The following is a 23,247-nucleotide window of genomic DNA, read 5'->3' as shown; positions in this document are numbered from 1 at the left end:
GTTTTCATTAAGCTGATTTCTGCTGCAGTATCTTGACTGCTTCAGACAGTACCAGCTTGCCATCTACACGCTGGGTTGCCATGAATCCAACTTGTCCGGTCGCAGCATACAACTCATTAAGCCGCTTAAAAACCCTGCCCTGACGGTCTGCCACCCAGTAATAAGAAAAATCGCCGAATACAATCGTTTTTGCTCCGGCGGCAATGGCTGGCATAAATGCAGAAGTTTTAACTGGACGATTGAGGATAGTATCCGGTGTTCCAGCAGTTACAGAAGGCTGCCAGAGATACTGACCGTTGTTGTCTTTGAGCTTCCTTATAGCTTTAATTGTCGAATCATTCATAATGAATACAGCGTTCCTGCGGTACGGAGACTTTAGGCTGTAGAACAAGTCCATGATCTCGTCAAGGGTAATGGCTGTTGCACTCGCCGCAGTTACTCCTATCTCGCCACCGCCGTTATCCGCCAAGATACCGGTTGGCTTGCCAGATCCGTCGCCGATAAAAAATGCTTCCTCCTCTTTTGCTCCGATTCGGCGGGCGAACTCTTTGGCGATATACTGTTCAAGGTTAAATACACTGTCGTTTAACAATTCCTCTGACACCTTGATCATAGTAGCCAGCTTATATGCGCCGATGGATACCTGAGCAAAGGAATCGTCGCTTTCGGGAATCTGGCCTTCCTCATCCACCCAGGATGCAGTACCCTTGCTTGCCACCACAGGAATTTTCTTGTCACCGCTGGACGTGGTAATAACATTGGCAATCTGCCTAAAGATATTCTCCTCCTCCAGCGCTTCCACAAGAGTACGCTCAAAGTCGTCGGGAACAAGATATCCACCTTCGGTGTCCTCTCCAATCTGCAGCGCGTTGTGTACGTCATATTTGCGCCTGCCGCGCATCATGTTCCAGAAAGACTGCCTGTACTCATCGCTGGCACGTCCGGTTTTTTCATTGTTGCCAGATATGGAAGTGGGTTTGTCTGTAATAGGAATATTCAACGGTTTTGACAGTTCCAAATCTATGGCAGCCTGACGCTCAAGACGCTCTATTTCTTTGCCCAGCGCAATAACGTCGGCTTCCATTTTTTCATAAGTCGCGGTATCCTCCGGTGAAAGCAGTCCGTCGTTCCCGCGTTTGCTGTCGAGGAAAGCTTTAGCAGCTTCCCATACTTTAGCGCGTTTTTCACGCAGTTCCAGTATTTTGCTCATAATCAAATCCTCCTTACGGTTTTATTTGGGGTCCCCGCTAAATCGCAGATTTAGTGGGGTAAAAGTAGAAAAAGCCGCTTTTCAAGCGACTCAATTGGTGTTCCTTTTGGTTTTTCTTTTGGTTTAAGCTTTTGCAGGATGGAATTTGTTACTGCCTGCCTACTGAAGATCATTCCTCCTGATACTTCAAATTCGGATGGGAATGATTCATCCTCCATAAACAAGATTCCATCGGCAAAGCCAAGTTCCACCGCTTTTCTTGCGTTAAACCAGCTTTCTGCATCCATTAAGTGCGATATTTTTGCCCTGGAAAGTCCGGTTTTCAGCTCATAAGCGTTGATGATGGATTCCTTTATTTCTTCCAGCATTGCGATAGCTTTCTCCATTTCTTCCGTATCACCGATGGCTATTGTCATAGGGTTGTGAATCATCATCATGCTGACTGGTGACATAAAGACGTCACCTCCGGCCATAGCTATGACCGAAGCGGCGCTGGCTGCAATACCGTCAATCTTTACCGTCACTTTGCCTTTGTAATCCATAAGCATGTTGTAAATTTGATTAGCTGCAAATATATCTCCGCCAGGGCTGTTGATCCAGATCGTTATATCACCCTCTCCGGACAACAGCTCTGATTTGAACTGTTTGGGAGTTACTTCGTCTCCCAGCCAGCTTTCTTCAGCTATTGGGCCGTCAATATATAATGTCCGGCTGCCATCATCGTTTTGTATCCAGTTCCAGAAGCGGCGAACCGGTTTTGGTTTTTGTGATTTGTTCAACTTTTGATCCCTCCGTTTTAGCATTGTTTTTGCCTGCAAAGGCACCTGCATCGGCAAGCCTGGTCATGTTACCGTTAACAAGATACAGATCTCCACCCAACTCCGCCGGAATCCGGTTCATGTCCTCAAGCTCGCGGATATCGTTAGCAGACATCCAGCCGTTCTGTCGAGCTACAGCATAACCATTCATGCGGCTTGCATAATCACCGCGCAGAAGGCCATCTACATTGAATTTGACAAAGTATGCCCGCTTCTCTGATGGTAAAAGCAGCGCTTTTTGGAGAGCCTGTTCCCAACGCACCACCCACGGGTCAAGCGTGTATTTAACAAATTCCAGAGATTGCTGTTCGATGTTTGAAAAGCTTGACTTTTCAAGATCTCCAACCATATGGGGAGGTACTCGGAATATCCGAGCAATTTCATTTATCTGAAACTTTCTTGTCTCTAAAAACTGTGCCTGTTCGGGTGGAATGCCGATTGGTTGAAACTTCATTCCCTCTTCCAGAACTGCAATGCGATGAGCATTGGCACTTCCTTGATAAACTGCGTTCCAGCTTTCCCGCACCTTTGCCGGATCCTTTAATACGCCAGGATGTTCCAGAACGCCACCCGGATTTGCTCCGTTGGCAAAAAAGGATGCACCATACTCTTCACAGGCAATAGCCATGCCTATGGCGTTCTTGGCCATAGCAATAGGGGAGTATCCTACAAGACCGTCAAAACCGAGCCCCGGGATGTGAAGAACATCATCACTTCGTAGGTATATAAGGCCTGCTTTTGGATTAACCCTACTCTCATCGCTGTCGCGCCGATAAGTGTAAAACAGTTCTCCGTTTGGAGCCCTGTCTACCGTCATTTTGTTTGGCAAAAGTGGATAAAGCGCCAGCACTCGTCCGGAACCATCCCTAATAATTTGAGCGTAGGCATTTCCCCATAAAAGAAGATGACTCATCAGTGTCTCGCGGAACACGAATGAAGTCATCTCAGGGTTTGGCTCGTCATGGAGCAGGTAATATAACGGATGGGTGAGCGCTTTCTCTTTGCCGCCGTCATCTTTATACCGGTACACATGAAGCGGAAGACCGGCGATGGCCTCTGCAAGTATCCTTACACAGGCATACACCGCCGTTGTCTGCATAGCAGTCCGCTCATTGACAGCCTTGCCGCTGGATGTGCCGCCGAAGAAAAAGCTATATGCATTACCGAACAGGCTGTTCTTCGGCTTGTCCCTTGCTTTGAACAAACGGGAAAATACACTCATATAATCAACAGCCCCCTTTCATCATAAATTGATCCGTTGCGTTCATCCCCGTCATGCCTTAACGCGCGGTCAAGCGCCATAATTAACGTTACCGCACCATCTATTCTCTCGGTGGATTTTTCTTTATCCGGCTTAATGTTTCCGGCGGGATCGGTTTTGACATAGATATTGTCCATCATCCACCGCAGTACTGGATTACCACCATGGGCGATGCGTTCTTCCAATGTCAGCTTCATCAACTCTTTTGTAGGCGGCGACATATCCTTGAAACCCTGACCGAATGGAACAACCGTAAACCCCAAAGCCTCGAGGTTTTGCGTCATCTGAATTGCGCCCCAGCGGTCAAAGGCTATTTCCTTAATGTTATATTTCATTCCGAGTTCCTCAATAAAGGTTTCGATAAATCCATAATGCACGACGTTACCCTCAGTGGTATATAAAAAGCCTTGCCTCTCCCAGACATCATAAGGCACATGATCTCTCCGCACACGCTGATCAATATTCTCCTCCGGAATCCAGAAAAAAGGTAGAATCTGATATTTGTCCGATTCATCAAGCGGTGGAAACACCAGCACAAAGGCGGTAATATCGGTAGTAGATGACAGGTCAAGTCCTCCGTAACAGGTTCTGCCGCGCAATTTTTCTGCATCAACAGGAAACGCACACTTATCCCATTTATCCATTGGCATCCAGCGCACCGATTGTTTCACCCACTGATTTAAGCGGAGCTGACAGAATAAATTTTCCTCTGCAGGATTTTGCTTGGCATTTTCACAAGCCACCCTCAATTTTTCGATGTCAACTGTAATGCCCAGTGACGGGTTAACCTTTCTCCATACCTTTTCACTTGTCCAGTCATCGGTATCGGCTGCGCTGTAGATAACAGGGTAGAAAGTCGGATCTATCTTACGCCCTTGAAGAATATCCTCAGCCTTTTGGTGCACTTCCCAGCAGATGGAATTGCGGTCTGTGCCAGCAGTTGTGATCAGGAAAAACAGCGGTTGTTTTCTTGCATCGCCAGATCCGTGAAGCATTACATCATAAAGATCCCTGTTTGGCTGAGCATGAAGTTCGTCAAATACCACACCATGGACGTTTAGGCCATGTTTCGTATATGCTTCCGCTGAAAGCACCTGATAAAAACTGCCTAACGGTTTATATACCAGCCGCTTCTGCGACAGCATTGGTTTAATTCGAGACTTAAATGCCGGACACTGTTCCACCATATCTACCGCAACGTCGAAAACAATGGAAGCTTGCTGCCGGTCTGATGCACATCCGTAAACCTCGCCGCCATGCTCGAAATCGCCGCATGTCAGGTATAAAGCGATTGCCGCTGCAAGCTCGCTCTTACCCTGCTTTTTTGGGATTTCTATATAGGCAGTGTTAAACTGCCGGTATCCGTTAGGTTTCAAGATTCCGAATATATCCCGGACAATTTGTTCCTGCCAGTCAATGAGTTCAAAAGGCATCCCATACCATTCGCCCTTGGTATGCTTCAAGCAGTTTATAAAAGTAACAGCGGCATCAGCCGCTTCCTTGTCATATCGAGAACCTTCCGCCATAAACTTAGTTGGTTTATACCGCTTTAACTTCCGCAGCTTTGCCGCCTCCCTTCCTGTAAATGAGCAAGAAAAAAGGAACCTCATGGATGAAGTTCCTCTCCTTAGTGGATTTCTATGAAACTTGCTGCGTTATAACCGTTATCGTTTGCCTGTCAGGATAAACTCGGCATATTCCTTCTTGTGTTCATTAAGAAATACTACTAATTCATAAAACCCCATTTTATATGCCTCTTCCTGTACTCTTGGCAAGTCAAACATATTACAGGCACCGCTGTCCCGTATGGCCATAATCTGTACCCATGTCCTACACCTCTAACTTCTCTGCCGCTGAAATTGAATCTCTTACCGCTTTATTGAGAAACGAAATATCAAAACCCGCATCTATATAGCCCTGCCGGATCACCTCGTAATAGTAACGACCCGGTGCTCCCAAAGGTCTACCTTCATTCATGATATACACCATTGCGGGTACCCACTGCCCTTTGAAACGTACCTTAACCGTTTCTTTCCGGTATAGATGCGGATAACCTTCATATCTGTCCAGCGCCTTCTCATCATTAGGCATGATTCTCCAAAGCATTACCGGTACACTTTCACCTTTTTGTTTTTCTATTGTCGCTACTGCGCCGCCATTCCCTCCTCTGAATAACAGCCGGTATCCTGTGAGTTTTGCACTCCCCAGCACTTTTGCCGTTGGGCAGCGGTATGCCATCTGCCTTAAGTTCAGATTGCTTCCGTATGCTAAATATATGGTTCCTTTTTCTTTGCTCATCGCATCATCCTCCTTGTATTTACCAAGGCAGAGGCGGAGATCCACCCCTGCGCTTGTCTATCTATGCTGCCCGAAACCGCCATGCTGCGTTACCATCAAGGTGTTTGCAAAGATGCTCCCGGCAGTTTTTGAACTCATCACCAATAAGTCCTATGCGGTTGAGATATGTCCGCATGGCAAACTTCTCATTTTCAACCTGTGGTTTCTTGCTGGAAGCGCATTTTTGCGTTAACGCCTGATGGTTTAACGCAAGGGCAAGCACTATGTAGCTTCTAATTTTTCCCGCATGAAGTTCGCTGTTAAAGCCTCGAAGCTCAATTGTCCCATTGCCGTTAAAAAAGCTGTGCAGGTTCAAAAAGTGGTACCTGCTATTATGGTAATGGGTGCTTCGGCTTTCGCTGTAACCTTCGTACCAGATGCTCTCAATCGCCGCCATGGTTTTGGGCTTACGCCGATTCATCTTCTCAACCAGTGCCGCATCCATCTTTTTACAAAACCGCATCCTGTCCGGCTCAATCTGCAATGCTTTATAGAAAAGGTCATTCTTGCTGGCGATAATGTTGATAAAATTACGGATGCTTCTCGGTGTGTGGTCTGCACCGTCTATATGGATATGAATTCCACAGCTTGTGTTTGCAAAACCTCCAGCCTTGCGAAGCCTCCTTATCAATTCCTGCAGGGTTTCAATGTCCTCCCGGTAGGTGAGTATGGGGCTTACCAGCTCCACGCTGTATTCCCGGCCCACCTCCACAATCCGGCCGCGTTCCTTTTTCTGCGTCCGGATGCTCCCGTCGCTCATGAATTTCCAAACCCGTCCGTCCGGCGCGATAACTTTCTGCGTGTTGTAGTAGTCGCTGCCGCTTTCGACCCTCCCGCCCAAAAACTCCGCGGCGACCTTTGCCGCCTGCGCCCTTGTAATACCTGTAAATTCTACCTCGATCCCGAATCTCGTTTCAAGCATTGCGCCATTCTCCTCGCTTTCTCTGTGTTTTCTGCCCTTCGGCAGTGTACATTAGGCCATTGAAAACACAGGATAGCAAGGCAATTCTGCATGAGTTTCCGCAGGATTTTGAGCAATTTTTCGCGTCTTAATTTGTGTACATTTACAGCTTTCTGATCATGTCCGCGCCATAGGCCGCGCCGAGGGTTGAACCGCAGTCCCAATCCACAAAAATAGTCCCTATATCATCCACAAATGAAACAGTGCCTTGATCTCCCGGTTTCAGCGCGGCGTACGGATCATCCATGCGGATGAGCTCCACGCGCGTTCCGGGCGGATATTCCTCTCTCAGCCTTTGAACAGTTTCTTTTGAAGGAAAGCCTCCTGCGCTCATCTTTCAATCCTCTCCTCCCGGATAATATGCGGCGTATTTGGGATAATCCGTGTCGTCCGGCATCACCAGGACTCCGTCCGGCCGCCCGCGCCGCTGTACCAGCAGGCATTGCCATACCCCGTCTTCGTCAATGCGGCAGAGTTCCTTATTTTCCTCGATAAACCGGCGGCCGACGCACAGATCGGCAATAAAGTTCTCATAGTCAATCTTTGAAATCCCGATAGTTTTCACAACCGCAAAAGGCTTTTCCTCCTTATGCGGATGCGGTTTTCTCAAATCCTCGATCGCAAACGGACGCCGCACAAAGAAGGCGGTGTTTTGAAAATCAGTCATCTCCATCCGCCGCCTTTGCTCTGCCTTTCCGGTACGCCCCGTTGCCGGACAGCCTTGAAAGCAGCACCTTGCGCTCAGTTCTGAATTCATCCCCGATAAACCCCAGCCTAAGCAGGAAGCAGCGGAAGGCATACTTTTCATTGTCCGCCGGTTTTTCGGCAGCCAGCACGCGCTTTTGTGTCCCGGCCTGTTCCGCCATCTGCCTTGCAAGCGTGATATATGTCTGCACCTCGTCGGCATTTAAAGTCGCATTCCAGAAAGGGAAGGAAATCTCATCATTTTCAGCTAAGACTACAAGTTCCCCCTCAATCAACATTGCCTTCTTTATCAATGTCTCTTTGCTGGCCAGCATATTATTTAGGTTTTCAAGGCTTATCTCGCTAAAGCCTTCCAACAAAAGAGTAATTGTCATGGTTCCCTCTGCCGATAAACCCGCCATATTCAACGCGTCAATAACGGGACGGATGGTTTTGATTTCATTAAGACTGATTTTCGGTGAGTGAACCACGCTGTCCCTGTCAACCGTCCAGCTGCCAGCGGATTTCTCGTTGCTAATCTCATACAAAAATCCCGGTGCTCCAGTATAGCGCACCTGGCCTTCAAGGGCTTCAGCTATGACCGAGGCAATGGCTTTTCTCTCCTGACCGACAACCTTCTGTGAAAAGCGAAAGCTGTTATTGCTCATGCCATACACCTCCCCTCAAATAAGCTAAAACATTTTTGATTCCCATAAAAAATCCCACCTTTCCTTTTTGGTGGGGTACATTAACGCTCTGTTTTGAGGGGAAAGCAAGGACATTTTTAATCAATCTGTGTTTCCGCGTAAGGTATTTTTTCGCTACCTGATAACAAGAATACTGAATCTGCGCCAAATTGTGAAACATAGCGCTTTACAATCACATCGCAGTATTTCGAGTCAAGCTCCATCATAAAACAAACCCGCCCGGTCTGCTGTGCCGCAATCATTGTCGTACCAGAACCACCGAACAGGTCAAGAGTTAAATCTCCAATATGGGAACTATTGAGCATTGCCTTTGCTACAAGCGATACCGGCTTCATGGTAGGGTGTTCCTCCGATACTTTAGGACGGGGCATCTCCCAAACATCTGACTGTTTACGGTCTTTAAGCGGGCAAAGGCGTGTTCCTTCAAGCCAACCATACCAGATCGGCTCGTACTGGGTATGATAGTCCTTTCTTGATAGTACCAAGCTGTCTTTTTTCCATATAATTGTGCTCGACCAGTGATACCCTGCCTCCCGCATGACGTTCATCAAACTGCCCCATTCCTGAGCACTCATTACCACATAGGTCATGCATCCGGCTTCAGAAACCTCTTTCATGCATTTAAAAGCGCGCAATAAAAAAGCGCCGAATTCTTCGGTGCTCATATTGTCATTTAGAATTTGTCTTGGCTTCCAGCTTGGATGCCTGGTATCTGAACCGTAATCAACATTCCAGGGTGGGTCGGTGAAAACAAATCTCGCCTTTTGCCCATCCATCAGCTTTTGCACATCTGAAAGCAGTGTGCTGTCACCGCACATCAGACGGTGGCTGCCAAGTACCCATATGTCGCCCTTTTGGGTAACCGGAATTTTAATCTCTGCAATTGCCTTTTCTGTATCGAAATTATCCTCTTTGACATTAGCGGTTGTTTTATCACGGAACAACTCATCAATTTCCGCAGCATCAAACCCGGTAAGAGAAACGTCAAAACCATCTTCATTTAAATCCATAAGCAGATCAGTCAAAAGCGGAATATCAAACTCGCCACTGATTTTATTCAGTGCAACATTGAGCGCCTTTTCCCGCTGTTCATCCAAATCAACTACAACACAGTCGATCTCCTTATACCCCAAAGCTGTAAGTACTTTATAACGCTGATGTCCGCCGACAATATTCCCGGTGCGTTTATTCCATATGACCGGCTCTACATATCCAAACTCTTCAATAGACCGACGTAATTTTTCATATTCAGGGTCACCAGGCTTTAAATCTTTCCGCGAATTATATTTAGATGGTTTTAGTTTTTCTGTTGGTATTTTCAGTATATCCATAAATCTTAACCCTCCAGTTTGACGGCTTTTTCGCCGGTGAATTCCTCCCAGCGCTTAACAGCTAAATCACAGTAAACAGGGGATAACTCCATCGCGTAGCATTTACGCTCGGTCTGTTCAGCCGCAATTATAGTAGTTCCACTACCAGAGAACGGTTCAAGCACAATACCGCCTTTGTCGCTGTGCATTTTGATGCACCGCCATGGAAGCTCCACAGGGAACATTGCAGGATGCTCCTTGTTTGCCCGTACAGTGGTCATCTCCCATATCCCAGCATAACCCCATTTCTTGCGTTCTTCCTTTGTAAGCCGTTTCACAAATTTATAACTGTGTCCCGCAAAGGCTGAAAGCCATACATATTCCTGATCGTTATATTCCTCAACTTCTCCTTTATTGCTGAAGGCTGAAATATACTCATACTGCTGAACCGGCTTGTTTGAAACAAGGTGATAGGGTCCAACGCCGAAGTTTTGCCCCTGCTTCTTCCAGATGCGGATCCAGATAGGGCGGTAACCGTTGTCCAAGAACATATTCACGCTGTAAACACTGGTGGGTTCAATAAACTGAGAGCCGGTGGCATAGAGATCACCTAAGTTCCAGCAGACAATATCTGCATACCTGCACAGGTTTCTAATCACTGGGCGTACTGTCTCGAACCATGGTTCAATCCCAGCCTTTTCATATTCTTTGCCTACCCCATATGGAGGGGAAGTCACTGCCATCTGTGCGTGACACCCTTCCATCAACTTCTCAAAATCCTCATCCTTAGTAGAGTCGCCGCACATCAAGCGATGATTCCCGAGAAGCCAGATATCGCCCCGCTTCGTTACCGGCTCGCACTGCACAATTTCCTCATGCGCTTTATCTATGTCAAAGCTGTCTTGTATCGCCTCTTTGGAGTACCATCGGTTAAGCAGTTCGTCAATTTCAGAAGCGTCAAACCCTGTGAGCGAAACATCAAAGGCACCTGCGTCCAACTCAGCCATCAGTTCAGCCAGTTTATTCTCGTCCCACTCTCCCTGAATCTTGTTGAGGGAGAGATTAAGCGCTTTTTCCCTCTGCGGGTCAAGTTCCACCACGACACAGTCTATCTCTGTCTGTCCCAAGTCCAGCAAAACCTTTAAGCGTTGATGCCCGCCTACCACATTACCTGTTTTTTGGTTCCAGATAACAGGCTCCACATAGCCAAATTCCTCTATTGACCGTTTTAGCTTTTCATATTCCTTATCGCCAGGTTTTAAATCCTTGCGCGGGTTGTATGCTGCTGGATTAAGTTTTTCAACAGATATTTTTTGTATGTTCATGCTGCATTCTCCTGTTCAATATTTTCTTAAGACCCTTTTTTGCGCCCTCACAATCTCCGTTTATTACTTGTCCCCGCAGAGTCTTAAACTGCTGCTTCGTTAAATGGTCTTTATATTTTCTTAGTTCCCTAAGAAAGATTGAATTTGTTTTATGCATCAGCCACCCCTCCTGGCTGTCAGGAGTTTTTCCATCACATCATCGTGAGGAGTAGCCCCCTTGTATTCGGTAGCACACCGTTTGAAACTGCGATTTTTCGCGCGTGACCCCCCGCCCGTTTCCGGGGTGAAAAGCAGTAGAGATTTAGACCCCACTACCCTATAAACTGCAGAAAATCTAAAAAGTTAAGCAGTTCTTTGAATTTCGTGAGATTTTTTGCATCTATTTTAAGCCGTTTTTCGGCATTGTTTTCAAACGAGGTATTTGCCCCTGTTAAAAAAGAAGTGAGTGTTTTTATTTACTTGTCAGTCAGACGAACAATTTGACAATTGACCGTCATTCTGTCCAATAAAGTCTGGCAAAGGTGCTTGTCTTCAACTGCATCTATCCATGCTGACAGTTCACGATTGGTTATAAAAATAATGCTTCTGGCTTCATTAAGAAAGGTAACTGCCCGGTAGAAAACCTGCAGTTCTGCCCTGGTTGGTTCCACATAAAAGACATCATCAATAATAATTAAGTCACATTCCTGCATATAAGAAAAGATCGCTTCTGCTTTTGGATTTGTGGCTTTCTTTTCTGCCACTGCGATAAAATTATCAAAAGGCGCATAATAGGTTTTATGTCCATTGCTGATTGCAGTTTCTCCAAGCTGCGCTGCAAGACCGGTCTTACCCGTCCCGCATTTTCCCAGCAGGATTAAGTTTTGCTCTTCCTTAAGCCATGTCAGGTTGGATAACTGTTTAATCTGCCATTTTAAGCCCTTGTTTGAGTTCGATGTGTCAAATGCTTTGTTTGGAAGCTTACTTGCCTTCCTCAGCTTGGTGTGTTTTTGTCTGGCCCTAATCTCCAATTCTTTTTCTAACACCATCTTTAGATAGTCAAGGTTTGATAGTTTCTCATCGTTCAAATCAATGTATCCTCTTGCGATATTCCAAAGGTTGAGCTTTTGGGCCAATTCACGGATTTCTGTTATATCAGCCATTGATTTCCCTCCTTATTTCTTTACTCCTCGCCAAATGGTTAAAATACTGCTGATTCGGCAAAAACTTCTTAGCTATATGCTCTCCGTACTGATACATGAGATAAGCCAAAAGCTCATAGGCACTGCAGCGTTCAGTATCAATGCAGTATTCTATTCCATCAAGCAATTGTCCAATTGTATAAAACTTTGTCATCCGGTTTATTCGAATACAATGGGAACTAAAATATTTGGGTTGCTGTAACTCCATAAGTCGGATGAATTCCTGAGCTATTTCGTATTCTGCAAAATATTGTTTTATGATGGTTAAAAAAACCCTGTCTCTGCTGTAATTTTCTTCTGGTTTGAACAACTGCCCGGTATCTTCTGTGACTGGATATTTAGCCAATAAATCATTTGTTTCAGCATCATAGAACAAAAGCATTTCACCATTATCTTCAATGCGAATGCGTTTATGAACATCCATCATACCTGTATTAATCAGATAACGGTTGCCTTTATAACTTACCACTCCATCCTTATCAAAGGAGGCCACAGTGCTTGATACTTCGGAATAAGGTTTGACATGGAACAGGTATTTTTGCTCTTCCATGAACATTTCACGCGGCACTTTTCTGGTCACAGTATGTATTCGCCCGTTGCCTTCCCTATCCAACCATGAAAGGGTAGCACTGTTAGGCAATCAATTCCGGTGTATATCCTGCCCTCAAGAAAACTTTGCTTTATGTATCCAATCACCTCTTCAACCTTGCCCTTACTTTGAGGATCTCTTGGTCTACATAGCGAAACATTGTAACCTATACGCTTAACATATTCTTCAAAGGCAGGTACGAATATGATATTCCCCAGATTTTCACTGACTACATAGACACGGTCAAGGTCATAAAGAATAGTCTGTGTTCTTCCTCCAAAATATCGGAATGCATAGTTATGAGCTTTAATGGCCGTTTTGGTTGTAAAGGGATCCGGTGAAAAATAAACAAATTTCATTCTGCTATAACTCAGAACCATGCAGAAGAAATATATTCGTACAATTCGCCCGTACATGTCCTTAAGTTTGTATTGACCAAAATCCGCCTGCGCTTCATATCCCGGTGGAGAAATTTCACGGGGTGAGGTTTTACGTTTACTGGCATGCGGATAACCGTGCTGTTCCCTTAAGGCTTTCATATAGCGGTAGAATGTAGCTCATTTAACTTGTAAATCGGGAAAGGCTTCCATCAATTTAAGATAGACATTTGTGTCCCGTATCTGTGGGCATAACTTCAGTTGTTCCAGTATGTACTGGCGATAGTTATCCATGTGGTACCTTTCCTTTTCAGCTTTCTTAACATAATCTTTTTCGCTCATATTCCAGTATTTGCTGACAGAAGAATAGGTTATCCCCAGTGCTTTTGCGGTTTTTGTCTGAGCAAGTCCAAGTGCTTTGTACTCCTGGATTTTTCGGTATTGTTCAATGCCGATCATTTTGATTTCCTCCTTTGGTTTTGTTATAAAATCTATGCCTGTAGCAGTGCAATCATAGGCATCAACTCCTTTTCCGTAAGCGTCAAAAAACACCCGTATGGGTGTTTTTTGAAAAGGCAAATTATATTCTTCATTATTGTAATTTCATAAAATACAATATGTCTTCTACAAATTTGTTAGGTCAAATTGATAATTTCCATATCGTTTCGTCGCCACAAATATTACGGATCTTTAGCCTCAAAGGTTTTTTCTCACATTTGATGGTCCCGTCCCAAAAACTTTTAGTCTTGGTTCCATTTACAACAACATATCCAAGCTTGTCAATTTTAATCTCGCTGTCACTGTGCCAAGCTCCGTCCTGATTAGTACAGTCAAGAGAAATATACTCAATTAATTCAAGTCCAGTTTCGCTAATCAAAATAGGAGTAAACTTTTTCTTGCCAGGCACAACATTCTCACCGTCTTCATTGTAATCTTCGTAATCATCATCTTCTATGTCTTCATCATCGGATGTAATAAATGTATTTGCATATCCTTTCTGGTTATACTCATCGATTTTTCGGCTAACCCTGTCACTTTGAAAATTAGTAATTTCAACTATATACTCCGGAATGAGCAACTCCTGTACTTTTGTAACTTTAAACTCAGCATAATCTTCAAATACCGCATCGTCAAGTATATCCTTCAAGTCTCGCAATTCAATTTCAATAATGACATCTTCTTCATCATCAATAAATTCTTGAATTTCCTCCAAATTATCAACATCAACATAATAAATAATTACTTTCTTTACATTAGATGGAAGGTCAGGAATAGCCTCATGCATAATGCGGAACATCATTGCCTTGTCAAGCAATTTAGAACTGCTGTCCATTAAGTTTGGTATATATACGGGTACCAGACCCAGCTTACTGTCAGATATAGCTCCTGCCCAGAAGTCACCTAGACTTTTTTCATTCTTAAGTCCGGGTATTAATTTTTTTATCTTCTCCATTGTTTGGGTTGGGTTTCTATATAAAGATACTCCGTCCTTAATTTCATAAATATCAAACTCAGCTTTGTCTGCTATAAGCCTGTCACGGGTTGTCTGGATAGAATTAATGCCGATATCGCAATGAATAAAGCGACGACCAAGCTTATTTGCAACCGCTGCAGTAACTCCGCTGCCACCAAAAAAGTCAGCAACAAGCATACCTTCATTAGTAGAAGCTTCTATTATTCTTCTTAATAATTCTTCTGGTTTCTGAGTCGGATAATCCATATATTCATTACTAGTAGACTTAGTTACTGATGTTTGTCCTATAGTCCAAACATCATCTGCCTTTTTTTCTGTAAACTCTTCATATATCAAAGTCCCATCATCGTTACGTGCAGAAACCAATTTTCCCAACTCTTTTGACCATATTCGTTTATCTCTCTTAACTGGCTTATCAAGTGGAATTATAACTTTATTAGAAATATATGTTTCGTTTTTACTATACCAAAATATGTTATTATGGTTTGTTGCAAAACCTTTTACATTACCTTGGAAATTATCCGGATAATACCATATTATTTCGTTAATCAGCTTATCTTCTCCAAAAATCTCATCCATCAATATTTTCACATAATGCCCTATATGCCAATATAAATGTACAAATATTGATGCCGTTTCGCTCATAACGCTTTTAATTGCCATGAGGTTTTCATACATCCAATTGAGATAATCTTCTTTACGCCATATATCACCGTACATTTTTTCTTCAAAAGTTTTAAGCTCTTCTATGTCCAGTTCCTTTCCTGCTTGGGCTATCGCTTCCGCAACTTTAGGATTACGACGTATATATACCTTTTTAGCATAATCAGCTCCACTTGCAAAAGGAGGGTCTATGTATATAAGGTCTACTTCAATTCCCTGTTCCTTCAGATATGCACAAGCTGATATACATTCCCCGCGAATTAACATATTACCGTTCGGGTTTTTACCGACAGTTTCAACTTTTTTCAGTTCATACAAAGGCATTCCTCGTTCAAGTCTTCTCTTAACATCTCCTGCGCTTTTATATTTTAGCATTCTTTTAAAATTATCCAATATAGCTTGTCCTTCGACAGGATCAGGATAATATGGAACATATTTAATTGCCATTTACATTTCCTCCTCGAAAAAATCTTCAATTGCGCTTACTGTTTTTATTATGAGCTCGGATTCAGTCAAACTATCTTCTAAATACAGGTACTTAAACTTCGGATACCCGGCTTTATTTTGATTGATTTCTATAAACTCTTTTTCAACAAAGGTTCTCTTTAACTGAAAGATCTCGTCTTTAGCATATAAACTTCCTTTGGTCTCAACAATTATTGCTTTATAAATTTTCCCATTCTTACGTTTGATAATTAGAAAATCAGGTGTATACGTACCAATATATCGTTTACGCCCACTGCTTCCTTTATAACAGTGAATTTTGAATTCAGTCAACGAGTTGTCCCCGTTATAATATATTTCGAGATTTCGTTTTTTTGCTGCAGCTAATGCAAGTACCTGCTTTAATAAAAGCCTTTCAAAATTACTATCCAGCCTATAAGGAAGATAGTGGAAAGAGCGGTCTTTTTCAGGGTGAGACATATATTTCAATTTTAGTTGTTTAAGAATATCCCAATTTTCGGTTTCCTCAGCAAGCCTCATCATTTCCATAGCCTTTTTATCAGGTTTTAGCTGTCCTTTGTCTTCTAGAATAATTTTCTCCGTTATATCCTGCGGTGGATAATAGCTTTCCGGTTCAGAAGTATTCACTGGTGATGTCAGGCTTTCAATTTTTAGAAGGCGGGCATCCTGTGGGATAACCTCCTCTGTGGTTCGCAAATCACGCTTTTCATAAAATAGCTTGCGTATATTTTGATTAATTATCTTAATGTTAAAAACTGAACTGAAATATCTAACACCATTTTTCAACAATGTGATCTCATTAAAAATCTGGCGCAAAAACTCATCATGTTGCCTCAATATCGAAACTGGCAGCATACCAAAACTTTCCTTGCTAATATCATATAACCATCGGTTATAATTTACAGGTTCAGTCTCCATTGCTTTTTTTACATCCATTCCCAGAAGTCTTTGTTCAAAATCCTGAATTTTTACTATGGAGGCTTGTTTACTTTCTGGAGTAATAACATCCGATAATTTCGGGTTCAAAATTTGAGGTTTTCCCTTAATAATGCAATCATAATGTACTCTGAGCTGATAATAGTCTATTTTCGGGAGTTTTAAATAATCCATCCGGCTGTAACGCTTAATCTCTTTATCAACTTTATTTGCACCTTTTTCAAATTCTTTAATAGAGATATTATGCTTCTTCTCAAGCTGCATGTTAAGTTTTTCGGCATTGTATTGATTAAGCCAAATCAGTGCCGATTCATGTTTGCCTTTTTCAACCTGACGCAAACATCTGCAGGAAGTCTGCAACACCATGTTAGTGGGACAATCGCCTTTTTGCGACAAGATAACCCCAGTTAAGCTACGGCAGTCCCAGCCTTCCTTTCCTATATGCACAAGAAGTATTATGCGTATTTTTGAAAATGGCATATCCAACGCTTCAAATTCAAGCTTGCTTTCGGCAGATATGGGATGCTTCTTATTCCCCTTATGATACTTTAATATAGTCTCTTTGGGATCCATCCCGTATTCTTCCACAATCTTTGCTACACAAGGGTAAACTTCTTCTTCCAGATAATCAATTGCACTTTGTGCTTTCCTTTACCGCAGTATATCGCTAATTTGGATGTCAAATCTCCCGCGTAAGTCTTATCCTTATAAGTGTTCAAAAAATCCCTTACTCCATCTTCAATAATTTGAAGACTATCTTCTTGATTTGAAATTTTAACCACAGGACGCTTTAAGAAATTATCAATCCCTTGAATTAGCGGGTAATAATATACCGTATTGGCAATTTCTATACTTTTTATATTCAAAGTTTTCGTTATTTCAACAGGATATGCCTTATCTAAATACGGTGTACCCGAAAATCCAATAACAGAATTGATCGTATTGTTCTTTTCCATCCAATCGTTTACTACTGCTCTCAACTTAATCTCATCTGTTGAAGCGTGATGCACCTCATCAATAAAAATCGCCATATTTGGAATTTTCCCAATCAGATTTCTAAGTTCATTAGCCTGCCTGTCCTTTTCATCCTCGCTATCCTCAAATAAACTTAATTGTCCATCCCTGACTTCAACGCGGTCTAAGATTACTTTCTCAGCGTTGGTTATGGCAACCAAACCTATTAATTGATCAAAAGGCTGATAGGCGGCAATTTTCTGTACATTTGGATTTCTTGTTTTATTACTTCTTTTTTCCGCTTTATTTTGATCAAGAATCTCAAATTTAATGATTCTCTTAATGTCACTGGCAGCAGGATCGGGAAGAATCCATAGAGGATCGAATTTTTTAATAGTTTTTAAGCTGGGCACTACAGAACTTTTTAGGCCTGATGGTGCAAATATAATAAAATTGTGAGCAAATGCATTATTATCGGGCTCGTTTACAGCAAAATACAAATCCAAATATATAAAAGCTGCCATTAAATAAGTTTTGCCAGCTCCCATAGGCAGACTAAAAAGGTAATCTGTGTATGACACATTGTAAAAGATTTTTTTAAATATATCCACAAAATCTATATTATCAATTTCATTTATTATTGCCTTTTCCAACTTTTCTGAAACTTGTTCATCTTTCTCATTTTTCAAGGTAGAATACTCATACAAAGCTAGCGCTGCCGGATTGTTTTGCAATTTCTCTCTTAATGAAGCTTTAACTTCTAAATCATCAACATTTAAATTGGTGAACCTACTCCATCCTATAGAGGATGAAGCTTCCTACTTCATAGACCGTTGCCTACTGTTATTCACAGCAGGTCTTACACAATCTCCATAGGCGTAATTTCGGGAGGAACCTTCCCTACAAAAATATTACTCTTAGGCTGTTATGCCTAATTGTCTTTACTTTTTACTCCTGATAATATTATAGCATATAATGTTATGGAAAACAATAGAAATTCATCTCCCACCTATAGAGGATGGGAGACTTCTTTCAAGCCTTCGTTAAAATAGCCTCTGGAGAATAATTCCCACAGTGGTTTATTTTCGCAAGCTATCTTTAAATACAAATAAGTTTTAATTGCATCAATTTGTACGTCGCGCATTTCACCTTTATTAACTATGTAGGATATCAATTCATCAATGGTACACTCTGAAGAAGAGTACCACATATCTCTTTTTCTCTGAATCATCTTATAAAACATTATCGTTTTCTCACCTCAGTTTTTCCTTTAATTTCCTTCTACGTCTCGCATCTTCAGGCTTTTCCGCATCCTTTGGTATATCCCACGCCCAACCCAAACGAACAGCGCCCTTAATGCGCCCCTGTTCGCATAAAACTTGAACTCTGCGTGGGGATATATTCCATTTTTCAGCTGCTTGTTTTGTCGTTAAGTAATCCATTATGAATACCTCGCAGAACACAAAATTCCAATTTTTATTATATGCGAAAAAACGAACAATTTCAACATATTACAACTATATACATAATAAATAAAGTCTTTTCAGAAAATGAGTATACCTGCATTAAATGTACATCCATCCTGTCTCCTCAACCCCTATGAAAAAAGGCCGTTATCTATTCTGTCAACTCAACCCTGCTAATTTTGGAGTTCAAATTTTACCTCAAAAATAATCGTCGATATGTTCCCATGTACGTATTTTGAACCTTTAGGTTGAGTAGACAACTTGGATGTACTTCCGGAAACCTAGTAAAATAAAGGCTTACAGCCTTGACATCAATACCACGCACTCAACATGATAAGTGTACGGAAACATGTCAACAGGCTGTACTTTCTCTGTTTTATATCCATTATCTTCAAATATCCTCAAATCCCTTGCTAACGTGGTCGGATTGCAGGAAATGTAAATTATCTTTTGAGGATTCATCTTTACGCACTCATCTACCACATCTTTGTCTAGTCCTCTTCTTGGTGGGTCCAATATGATGATATCCGGCATCAGCCCTTCTTTATACAGCCGTTTCATGACATGCTCTGCTTTTCCAGCTATAAAATCTGCATTATTTATGCCATTTATAGCTGCATTTCTCTTTGCATCTTCTACGGCATCACTTACCACTTCTATTCCATATACATGCTTTACATATTTTGCAAAAAATATTGATATTGTGCCGATTCCACAGTATACATCAATGACAATTTCATCGCCTTTTAAGTCTGCATATTCCAATGCCTTCTCATACAATACTTTAGTCTGAATAGGGTTAACCTGAAAAAAAGACAGTGGGGATATTTCAAACTTTTTATCTCCTATGTAGTCTGTAATGTACCCGTCACCATAAATGACAATATTTTCACTTCCCATAACCAGCCTAGAACGGCTTTTGTTTATGTTTAAAACAACACTTTTAAGTTCTTTAATATTTTTCTTCAGTGTATTTATAAGCTCATCTTTGTAAGGTATATCTATCCCATTTATAACTAGGATAACCATAACCTCTTTAGTTGAAAATCCAACTTTCGTAATTATATACCTTAGCAATCCATTACCCGATTTTTCATCAAATATTGATATTTTATAATTGTTTGCCCATTCTCTTACAGTTTTCATGGCTTCTATACTATAATCGCTTTGAATCATGCATGAATCAATTGCAATGATGTTGTGGGATTTTGAAGCATAAAATCCAGATTTAATATTGCCGTCTTCAATGCCAACTGGATATTCTGCCTTGTCACGGTAATAAAGTGGGTTATCCATTCCTATAGTATCATATACAATAGTATTTATCTTTCCGATTCTTGATAGGCTATCGTCAACGACTTGTTTTTTAAATTCCAATTGTCCTTTATAGCTTAAATGCTGTAATGTGCAACCGCCGCACTTGCCAGCGTAGATGCACTTCGGCATAATTCTTTCCTGTGATGGCAATAAGATTTTTTCTACATGTGCATTTAAATAATTTTTGTGTTTTTCATCTATTTTAGCTAAGACCCTTTCTCCTTTTAAAGCGCCTCTTACAAAAACAGCTATTCCATCAAGTCTTCCGACTCCTTGTCCTTCATGCGCCATATTATCAATGTATAATTCGTATTTGTCGCCGATATTGATGTTTTGCAATAATTATCACTCCAAATCCATATTCTCATACACAATTATACTTCATTTAAGTAATAAAAAATAGATTCCCCGGATATATTTATCCGGAAAATCCGCGCTTTACTTTGAAGCATACCTTTTATAAACAATATCCGGCATATCTAGCACTTTATGCTCTATATTTGATGCAAATAATATTACGTATTCGGCATGTGCCCAATTAAGAGGTGATGCTGAATCAGTTGGAAGACCGGTATCCTCCCAAACCTGCTCAGATATTATGCCACCTTCGTTTGCAAACTTCTCCATTGCTTTTACATATGGCGTTGCATCTTTTCCTGCGGCAATTTCGTACATGCCTCTCTCACCAGTAAGAAGAGGCCACAATCTTCCTTTTCCTGCGCCATGATACAGTTCTGTCTTTGATGGTTCACCATACCCATCATGATTATATCTGTACCACGATGGCCCCTTTGGCGTATCAACTTTGATTGTGCTATCAACAACTTTTAACGTATTTAATATTTTAGGATCATCTGCCGATTTAACTCCAAGCCTTACAAGTTCCAGAAAACTTGGATCTACTATTTCTTTTTGATCATATACTCCACCGCCATTTGCTATGTTTATCATAAAGTCTGCATTTGGATCAGACAGACCAGCTATTCTAATATAGTATTGGCCATTTCCTAGTGGTCCATTTTCAGTGTAAGTAAGATTGTCGATAAGCTTCTGCCAATTATCTGCTTTTTCTTGATATTTTTGTGCTGACTCATAATCTTTATTTTGCTCAGCTATATACGCTGCACATGTAAGTCCTGCTACCTCTGCAGCCATTGTTGCAGGCGAGTATCCACCTATCTCTTCCCATCTTTCTTGCCCTGTCTTAGGCCCTATCTTTATTATGAAATCTGCCAATGGCTTAACTAAACTGTCATATAGATCGTATCTTTTCAGCCTATAGCTGAGTATGATTGGATCTGCCTGCTCATCTAGCTGAATGCCTGTCCAATAGGGCTTACCACTAATCCAAGTATTTTGAGGAATCATGCCATTGTCCTTAACCACTTTGGCAAGGTAATCCAGCGATCTATTGGCAGAATCAACATCTCCAGCCGCAATGAAAGCATTCGCTACATGGTACAAATCTCTTGACCATACGAGATGATAGCCGCCTGTATTGTCATCCCTTTGTCCATCCCCCCATGGAATCGAAAGAGATGCAATATATGCGCCTTTGTTTGTCTTATCTTCGCTTGCTTTTAATATCATCATGCTGTTGTAATAGAGTGAATTTGCTTTGCCATTGAAATTATTGAGAGTATTGCAATATTTAGTCCATTCATCTATATAGTTATTTTTTAAATTGTTATAATCTTCCCCAAGAGTCTCTAAGGCCGTTTTTGCTGCCTCACTATCGCTTCCACCAAATGACAGAACGATTTCAAATTCGCTGTTTTTTGTTAAATCAATCTCTGCCCCTTCTATGATATTGCCCCTTGCACTATCATAATGCTTAGTCATTTGCTTATTCTCGTCAAGGTCAGTCATAATATCATTAACTTTATAGTACCCAATCGAATATCCTTTCCAACCTATGTTAGATGATAAAGCAGTATATACGTTATCTCTTTTTGCCATCAACATCTCATTGTTATTAGCCTTTATTACATAACCTTCATTGTAACTTCCCTGATTTTTAATATGTGGGTCGTATGCAAGATACAGCTTATAGTCATGTATACTTCCTTCTAATGCTTCAAACTTTGCTTTCATTATCAGAGAATTGCGTTTTACATCTGTAAATATTTCTTTTGTTATCCTATACCTTCCTTTTTTATCTGTATTGACTAGCTTATAACCTAATGACTTATCGGTAAACTTCTCTACCTTGCTTATTGCATCCTTTGTTTCATCTGAGACAAACGATTTCCCATCAGTCACAATAAATTTAATTTCTTTTACATCTGCTGTATCTATCGTTGGATAGTACACCTCTGATATGGCGCCATTTGCCAGCGTAAACCAAACTTTTGATACGTAATTATTTGCTGTACCGACACCCTGTTTTTGAGCACTGGCCCATGTATCTTCTTCACCAGGTCCATTTACTGCGCTAATATTATTAAATCTATCTATTTTGATACTTGACACATTGTTGGAACATCCGCTTAAAACACTGGATGCCAGCACTAGTAAAGGTAAATATTTAATAAGTTTACTGCTCATCATATCGCCTCCTTTTATTATTTTACATTATCATCCTGGTTTGTGCAACCGTTTTTCATATTTATAAATAAAAAATAGGGGCATAATGCCCCCACAGTACAATCGGCTACCCTTACCATTATAACCAACTTATTCAATTATATTCATCTTCTGAAGAAAAATCTTATACTGCCGCCTCTTGCTATGTTTGCAACATATCTTTTAAGCAATTTCTTAGCGATCGCCATAACATTTATTAAGCATTTCATATACATGAGGTAAAACTTTTTTAATATTTACAGGCTTTTTATCTAGTGTAGTAAATGGATGCTCCGTCATTCCTTGTGCCAAAAGCCTATTGTTATTTTCTCTTATGATATCATAGGCAAACCTTATTCTGGTGCCTTTTAAAAAATCGATCCTAGTCCTGATAATAATGACATCATCGTACTCTGCAGACCAAATATACTTGCAGTTTGTTTCTATTACAGGTAGCATAATTTTATTATCTTCAAGTTCCTTATATGTCATACCTAAAGAACGGAAAAATTCTGTTCTACCTATTTCAAACCAATTTAGATAATTGGCATAATACACTATGCCCATCTTATCTGTTTCACCATAGCGGACCCGAATCTTAGCATCATATGTATACATAAATTTTCACCTCAAAAAAGTAAGACAAG

24 protein-coding genes are annotated in these 23,247 nt (G+C 41.3%); all 24 read right to left on the bottom strand.

Annotated features, from left to right (window positions below):
* Window positions 1–7: 7 nt before the first annotated feature.
* Window positions 8–1,210 carry a phage major capsid protein gene (locus TTHE_RS03965; protein ID WP_013297316.1) on the bottom strand — a complete coding sequence of 401 codons (1,203 nt, stop codon included), beginning with the start codon at window positions 1,208–1,210 and terminating at the stop codon, window positions 8–10.
* 50 nt (window positions 1,211–1,260) lie between these two features.
* Window positions 1,261–1,989: a head maturation protease, ClpP-related gene (locus TTHE_RS03960; protein WP_008409538.1), complete on the bottom strand. Its 729-nt coding sequence runs from the start codon at window positions 1,987–1,989 to the stop codon at window positions 1,261–1,263.
* Window positions 1,928–3,250: a phage portal protein gene (locus TTHE_RS03955; protein ID WP_013297315.1), complete on the bottom strand. Its 1,323-nt coding sequence runs from the start codon at window positions 3,248–3,250 to the stop codon at window positions 1,928–1,930. Before TTHE_RS03955 ends, TTHE_RS03960 begins: the two co-directional genes overlap by 62 nt.
* Window positions 3,247–4,815, bottom strand: coding sequence for a terminase large subunit (locus TTHE_RS03950; protein ID WP_231292716.1), 1,569 nt, complete (start codon window positions 4,813–4,815; stop codon window positions 3,247–3,249). Before TTHE_RS03950 ends, TTHE_RS03955 begins: the two co-directional genes overlap by 4 nt.
* Before the next feature lie 138 nt (window positions 4,816–4,953).
* Window positions 4,954–5,103: a DUF5049 domain-containing protein gene (locus tag TTHE_RS03945; protein ID WP_041587426.1), complete on the bottom strand. Its 150-nt coding sequence runs from the start codon at window positions 5,101–5,103 to the stop codon at window positions 4,954–4,956.
* A gap of 16 nt (window positions 5,104–5,119) precedes the next feature.
* Window positions 5,120–5,587 (bottom strand): gamma-glutamylcyclotransferase family protein, encoded by a 468-nt coding sequence (locus TTHE_RS03940; protein WP_013297313.1) that lies wholly within the window; start codon window positions 5,585–5,587, stop codon window positions 5,120–5,122.
* Between the two features lie 61 nt (window positions 5,588–5,648).
* The gene (locus TTHE_RS03935) at window positions 5,649–6,548 is read right to left on the bottom strand and encodes an amidoligase family protein (protein WP_013297312.1); all 900 of its coding nucleotides are present in this window, start codon (window positions 6,546–6,548) and stop codon (window positions 5,649–5,651) included.
* 142 nt (window positions 6,549–6,690) lie between these two features.
* Window positions 6,691–6,921 (bottom strand): DUF4314 domain-containing protein, encoded by a 231-nt coding sequence (locus TTHE_RS03930; RefSeq protein WP_013297311.1) that lies wholly within the window; start codon window positions 6,919–6,921, stop codon window positions 6,691–6,693.
* A 3-nt stretch (window positions 6,922–6,924) separates the two neighbouring features.
* Window positions 6,925–7,254: a hypothetical protein gene (locus TTHE_RS03925; protein ID WP_013297310.1), complete on the bottom strand. Its 330-nt coding sequence runs from the start codon at window positions 7,252–7,254 to the stop codon at window positions 6,925–6,927.
* The gene (locus TTHE_RS03920; RefSeq protein ID WP_013297309.1) at window positions 7,247–7,939 is read right to left on the bottom strand and encodes a virulence factor; all 693 of its coding nucleotides are present in this window, start codon (window positions 7,937–7,939) and stop codon (window positions 7,247–7,249) included. The genes TTHE_RS03925 and TTHE_RS03920 overlap by 8 nt, the downstream gene beginning before the upstream one ends.
* Before the next feature lie 116 nt (window positions 7,940–8,055).
* Window positions 8,056–9,309 carry a site-specific DNA-methyltransferase gene (locus TTHE_RS03915; protein WP_013297308.1) on the bottom strand — a complete coding sequence of 418 codons (1,254 nt, stop codon included), beginning with the start codon at window positions 9,307–9,309 and terminating at the stop codon, window positions 8,056–8,058.
* Between the two features lie 5 nt (window positions 9,310–9,314).
* On the bottom strand, window positions 9,315–10,613 hold the full coding sequence (locus TTHE_RS03910; protein WP_013297307.1) for a site-specific DNA-methyltransferase: 1,299 nt from the start codon (window positions 10,611–10,613) through the stop codon (window positions 9,315–9,317).
* A gap of 455 nt (window positions 10,614–11,068) precedes the next feature.
* Entirely contained in the window at window positions 11,069–11,755 is a 687-nt protein-coding gene (locus tag TTHE_RS03900; protein ID WP_013297306.1) for an ATP-binding protein, read from the bottom strand.
* Window positions 11,748–12,362 carry a hypothetical protein gene (locus tag TTHE_RS14335; protein ID WP_196793655.1) on the bottom strand — a complete coding sequence of 205 codons (615 nt, stop codon included), beginning with the start codon at window positions 12,360–12,362 and terminating at the stop codon, window positions 11,748–11,750. Before TTHE_RS14335 ends, TTHE_RS03900 begins: the two co-directional genes overlap by 8 nt.
* Before the next feature lie 8 nt (window positions 12,363–12,370).
* Window positions 12,371–12,922 (bottom strand): DDE-type integrase/transposase/recombinase, encoded by a 552-nt coding sequence (locus tag TTHE_RS14330; RefSeq protein WP_196793654.1) that lies wholly within the window; start codon window positions 12,920–12,922, stop codon window positions 12,371–12,373.
* A gap of 18 nt (window positions 12,923–12,940) precedes the next feature.
* A complete protein-coding gene (locus TTHE_RS14325; RefSeq protein WP_196793653.1) occupies window positions 12,941–13,312 on the bottom strand; it encodes a hypothetical protein in 372 nt (123 codons plus the stop codon).
* 88 nt (window positions 13,313–13,400) lie between these two features.
* A complete protein-coding gene (locus TTHE_RS03890; RefSeq protein WP_013297305.1) occupies window positions 13,401–15,344 on the bottom strand; it encodes a DNA-methyltransferase in 1,944 nt (647 codons plus the stop codon).
* Entirely contained in the window at window positions 15,345–16,871 is a 1,527-nt protein-coding gene (locus tag TTHE_RS13715) for a hypothetical protein (protein ID WP_049774898.1), read from the bottom strand.
* A 23-nt stretch (window positions 16,872–16,894) separates the two neighbouring features.
* Complete coding sequence (locus tag TTHE_RS13710; RefSeq protein WP_049774897.1) at window positions 16,895–17,986, bottom strand: DEAD/DEAH box helicase family protein; 1,092 nt, start codon at window positions 17,984–17,986, stop codon at window positions 16,895–16,897.
* 275 nt (window positions 17,987–18,261) lie between these two features.
* Complete coding sequence (locus tag TTHE_RS14320; protein WP_041587425.1) at window positions 18,262–18,495, bottom strand: hypothetical protein; 234 nt, start codon at window positions 18,493–18,495, stop codon at window positions 18,262–18,264.
* Window positions 18,496–18,505: 10 nt separating this feature from the next.
* Entirely contained in the window at window positions 18,506–18,694 is a 189-nt protein-coding gene (locus tag TTHE_RS03875; protein ID WP_013297304.1) for a helix-turn-helix domain-containing protein, read from the bottom strand.
* Window positions 18,695–19,015: 321 nt separating this feature from the next.
* A complete protein-coding gene (gene rlmD, locus TTHE_RS03870; protein ID WP_013297303.1) occupies window positions 19,016–20,374 on the bottom strand; it encodes a 23S rRNA (uracil(1939)-C(5))-methyltransferase RlmD in 1,359 nt (452 codons plus the stop codon).
* A 99-nt stretch (window positions 20,375–20,473) separates the two neighbouring features.
* A complete protein-coding gene (locus tag TTHE_RS03865; protein ID WP_013297302.1) occupies window positions 20,474–22,582 on the bottom strand; it encodes a glucan 1,4-alpha-glucosidase in 2,109 nt (702 codons plus the stop codon).
* A gap of 213 nt (window positions 22,583–22,795) precedes the next feature.
* Window positions 22,796–23,218: an acyl-CoA thioesterase gene (locus tag TTHE_RS03860; protein WP_013297301.1), complete on the bottom strand. Its 423-nt coding sequence runs from the start codon at window positions 23,216–23,218 to the stop codon at window positions 22,796–22,798.
* Window positions 23,219–23,247: the final 29 nt, after the last annotated feature.

It is taken from the genome of Thermoanaerobacterium thermosaccharolyticum DSM 571 (assembly GCF_000145615.1).
Lineage (GTDB): Bacteria > Bacillota > Thermoanaerobacteria > Thermoanaerobacterales > Thermoanaerobacteraceae > Thermoanaerobacterium > Thermoanaerobacterium thermosaccharolyticum.
Note: the sequence above shows the minus strand (reverse complement) of the source record. Positions and strands in the feature narration are given on the sequence as shown.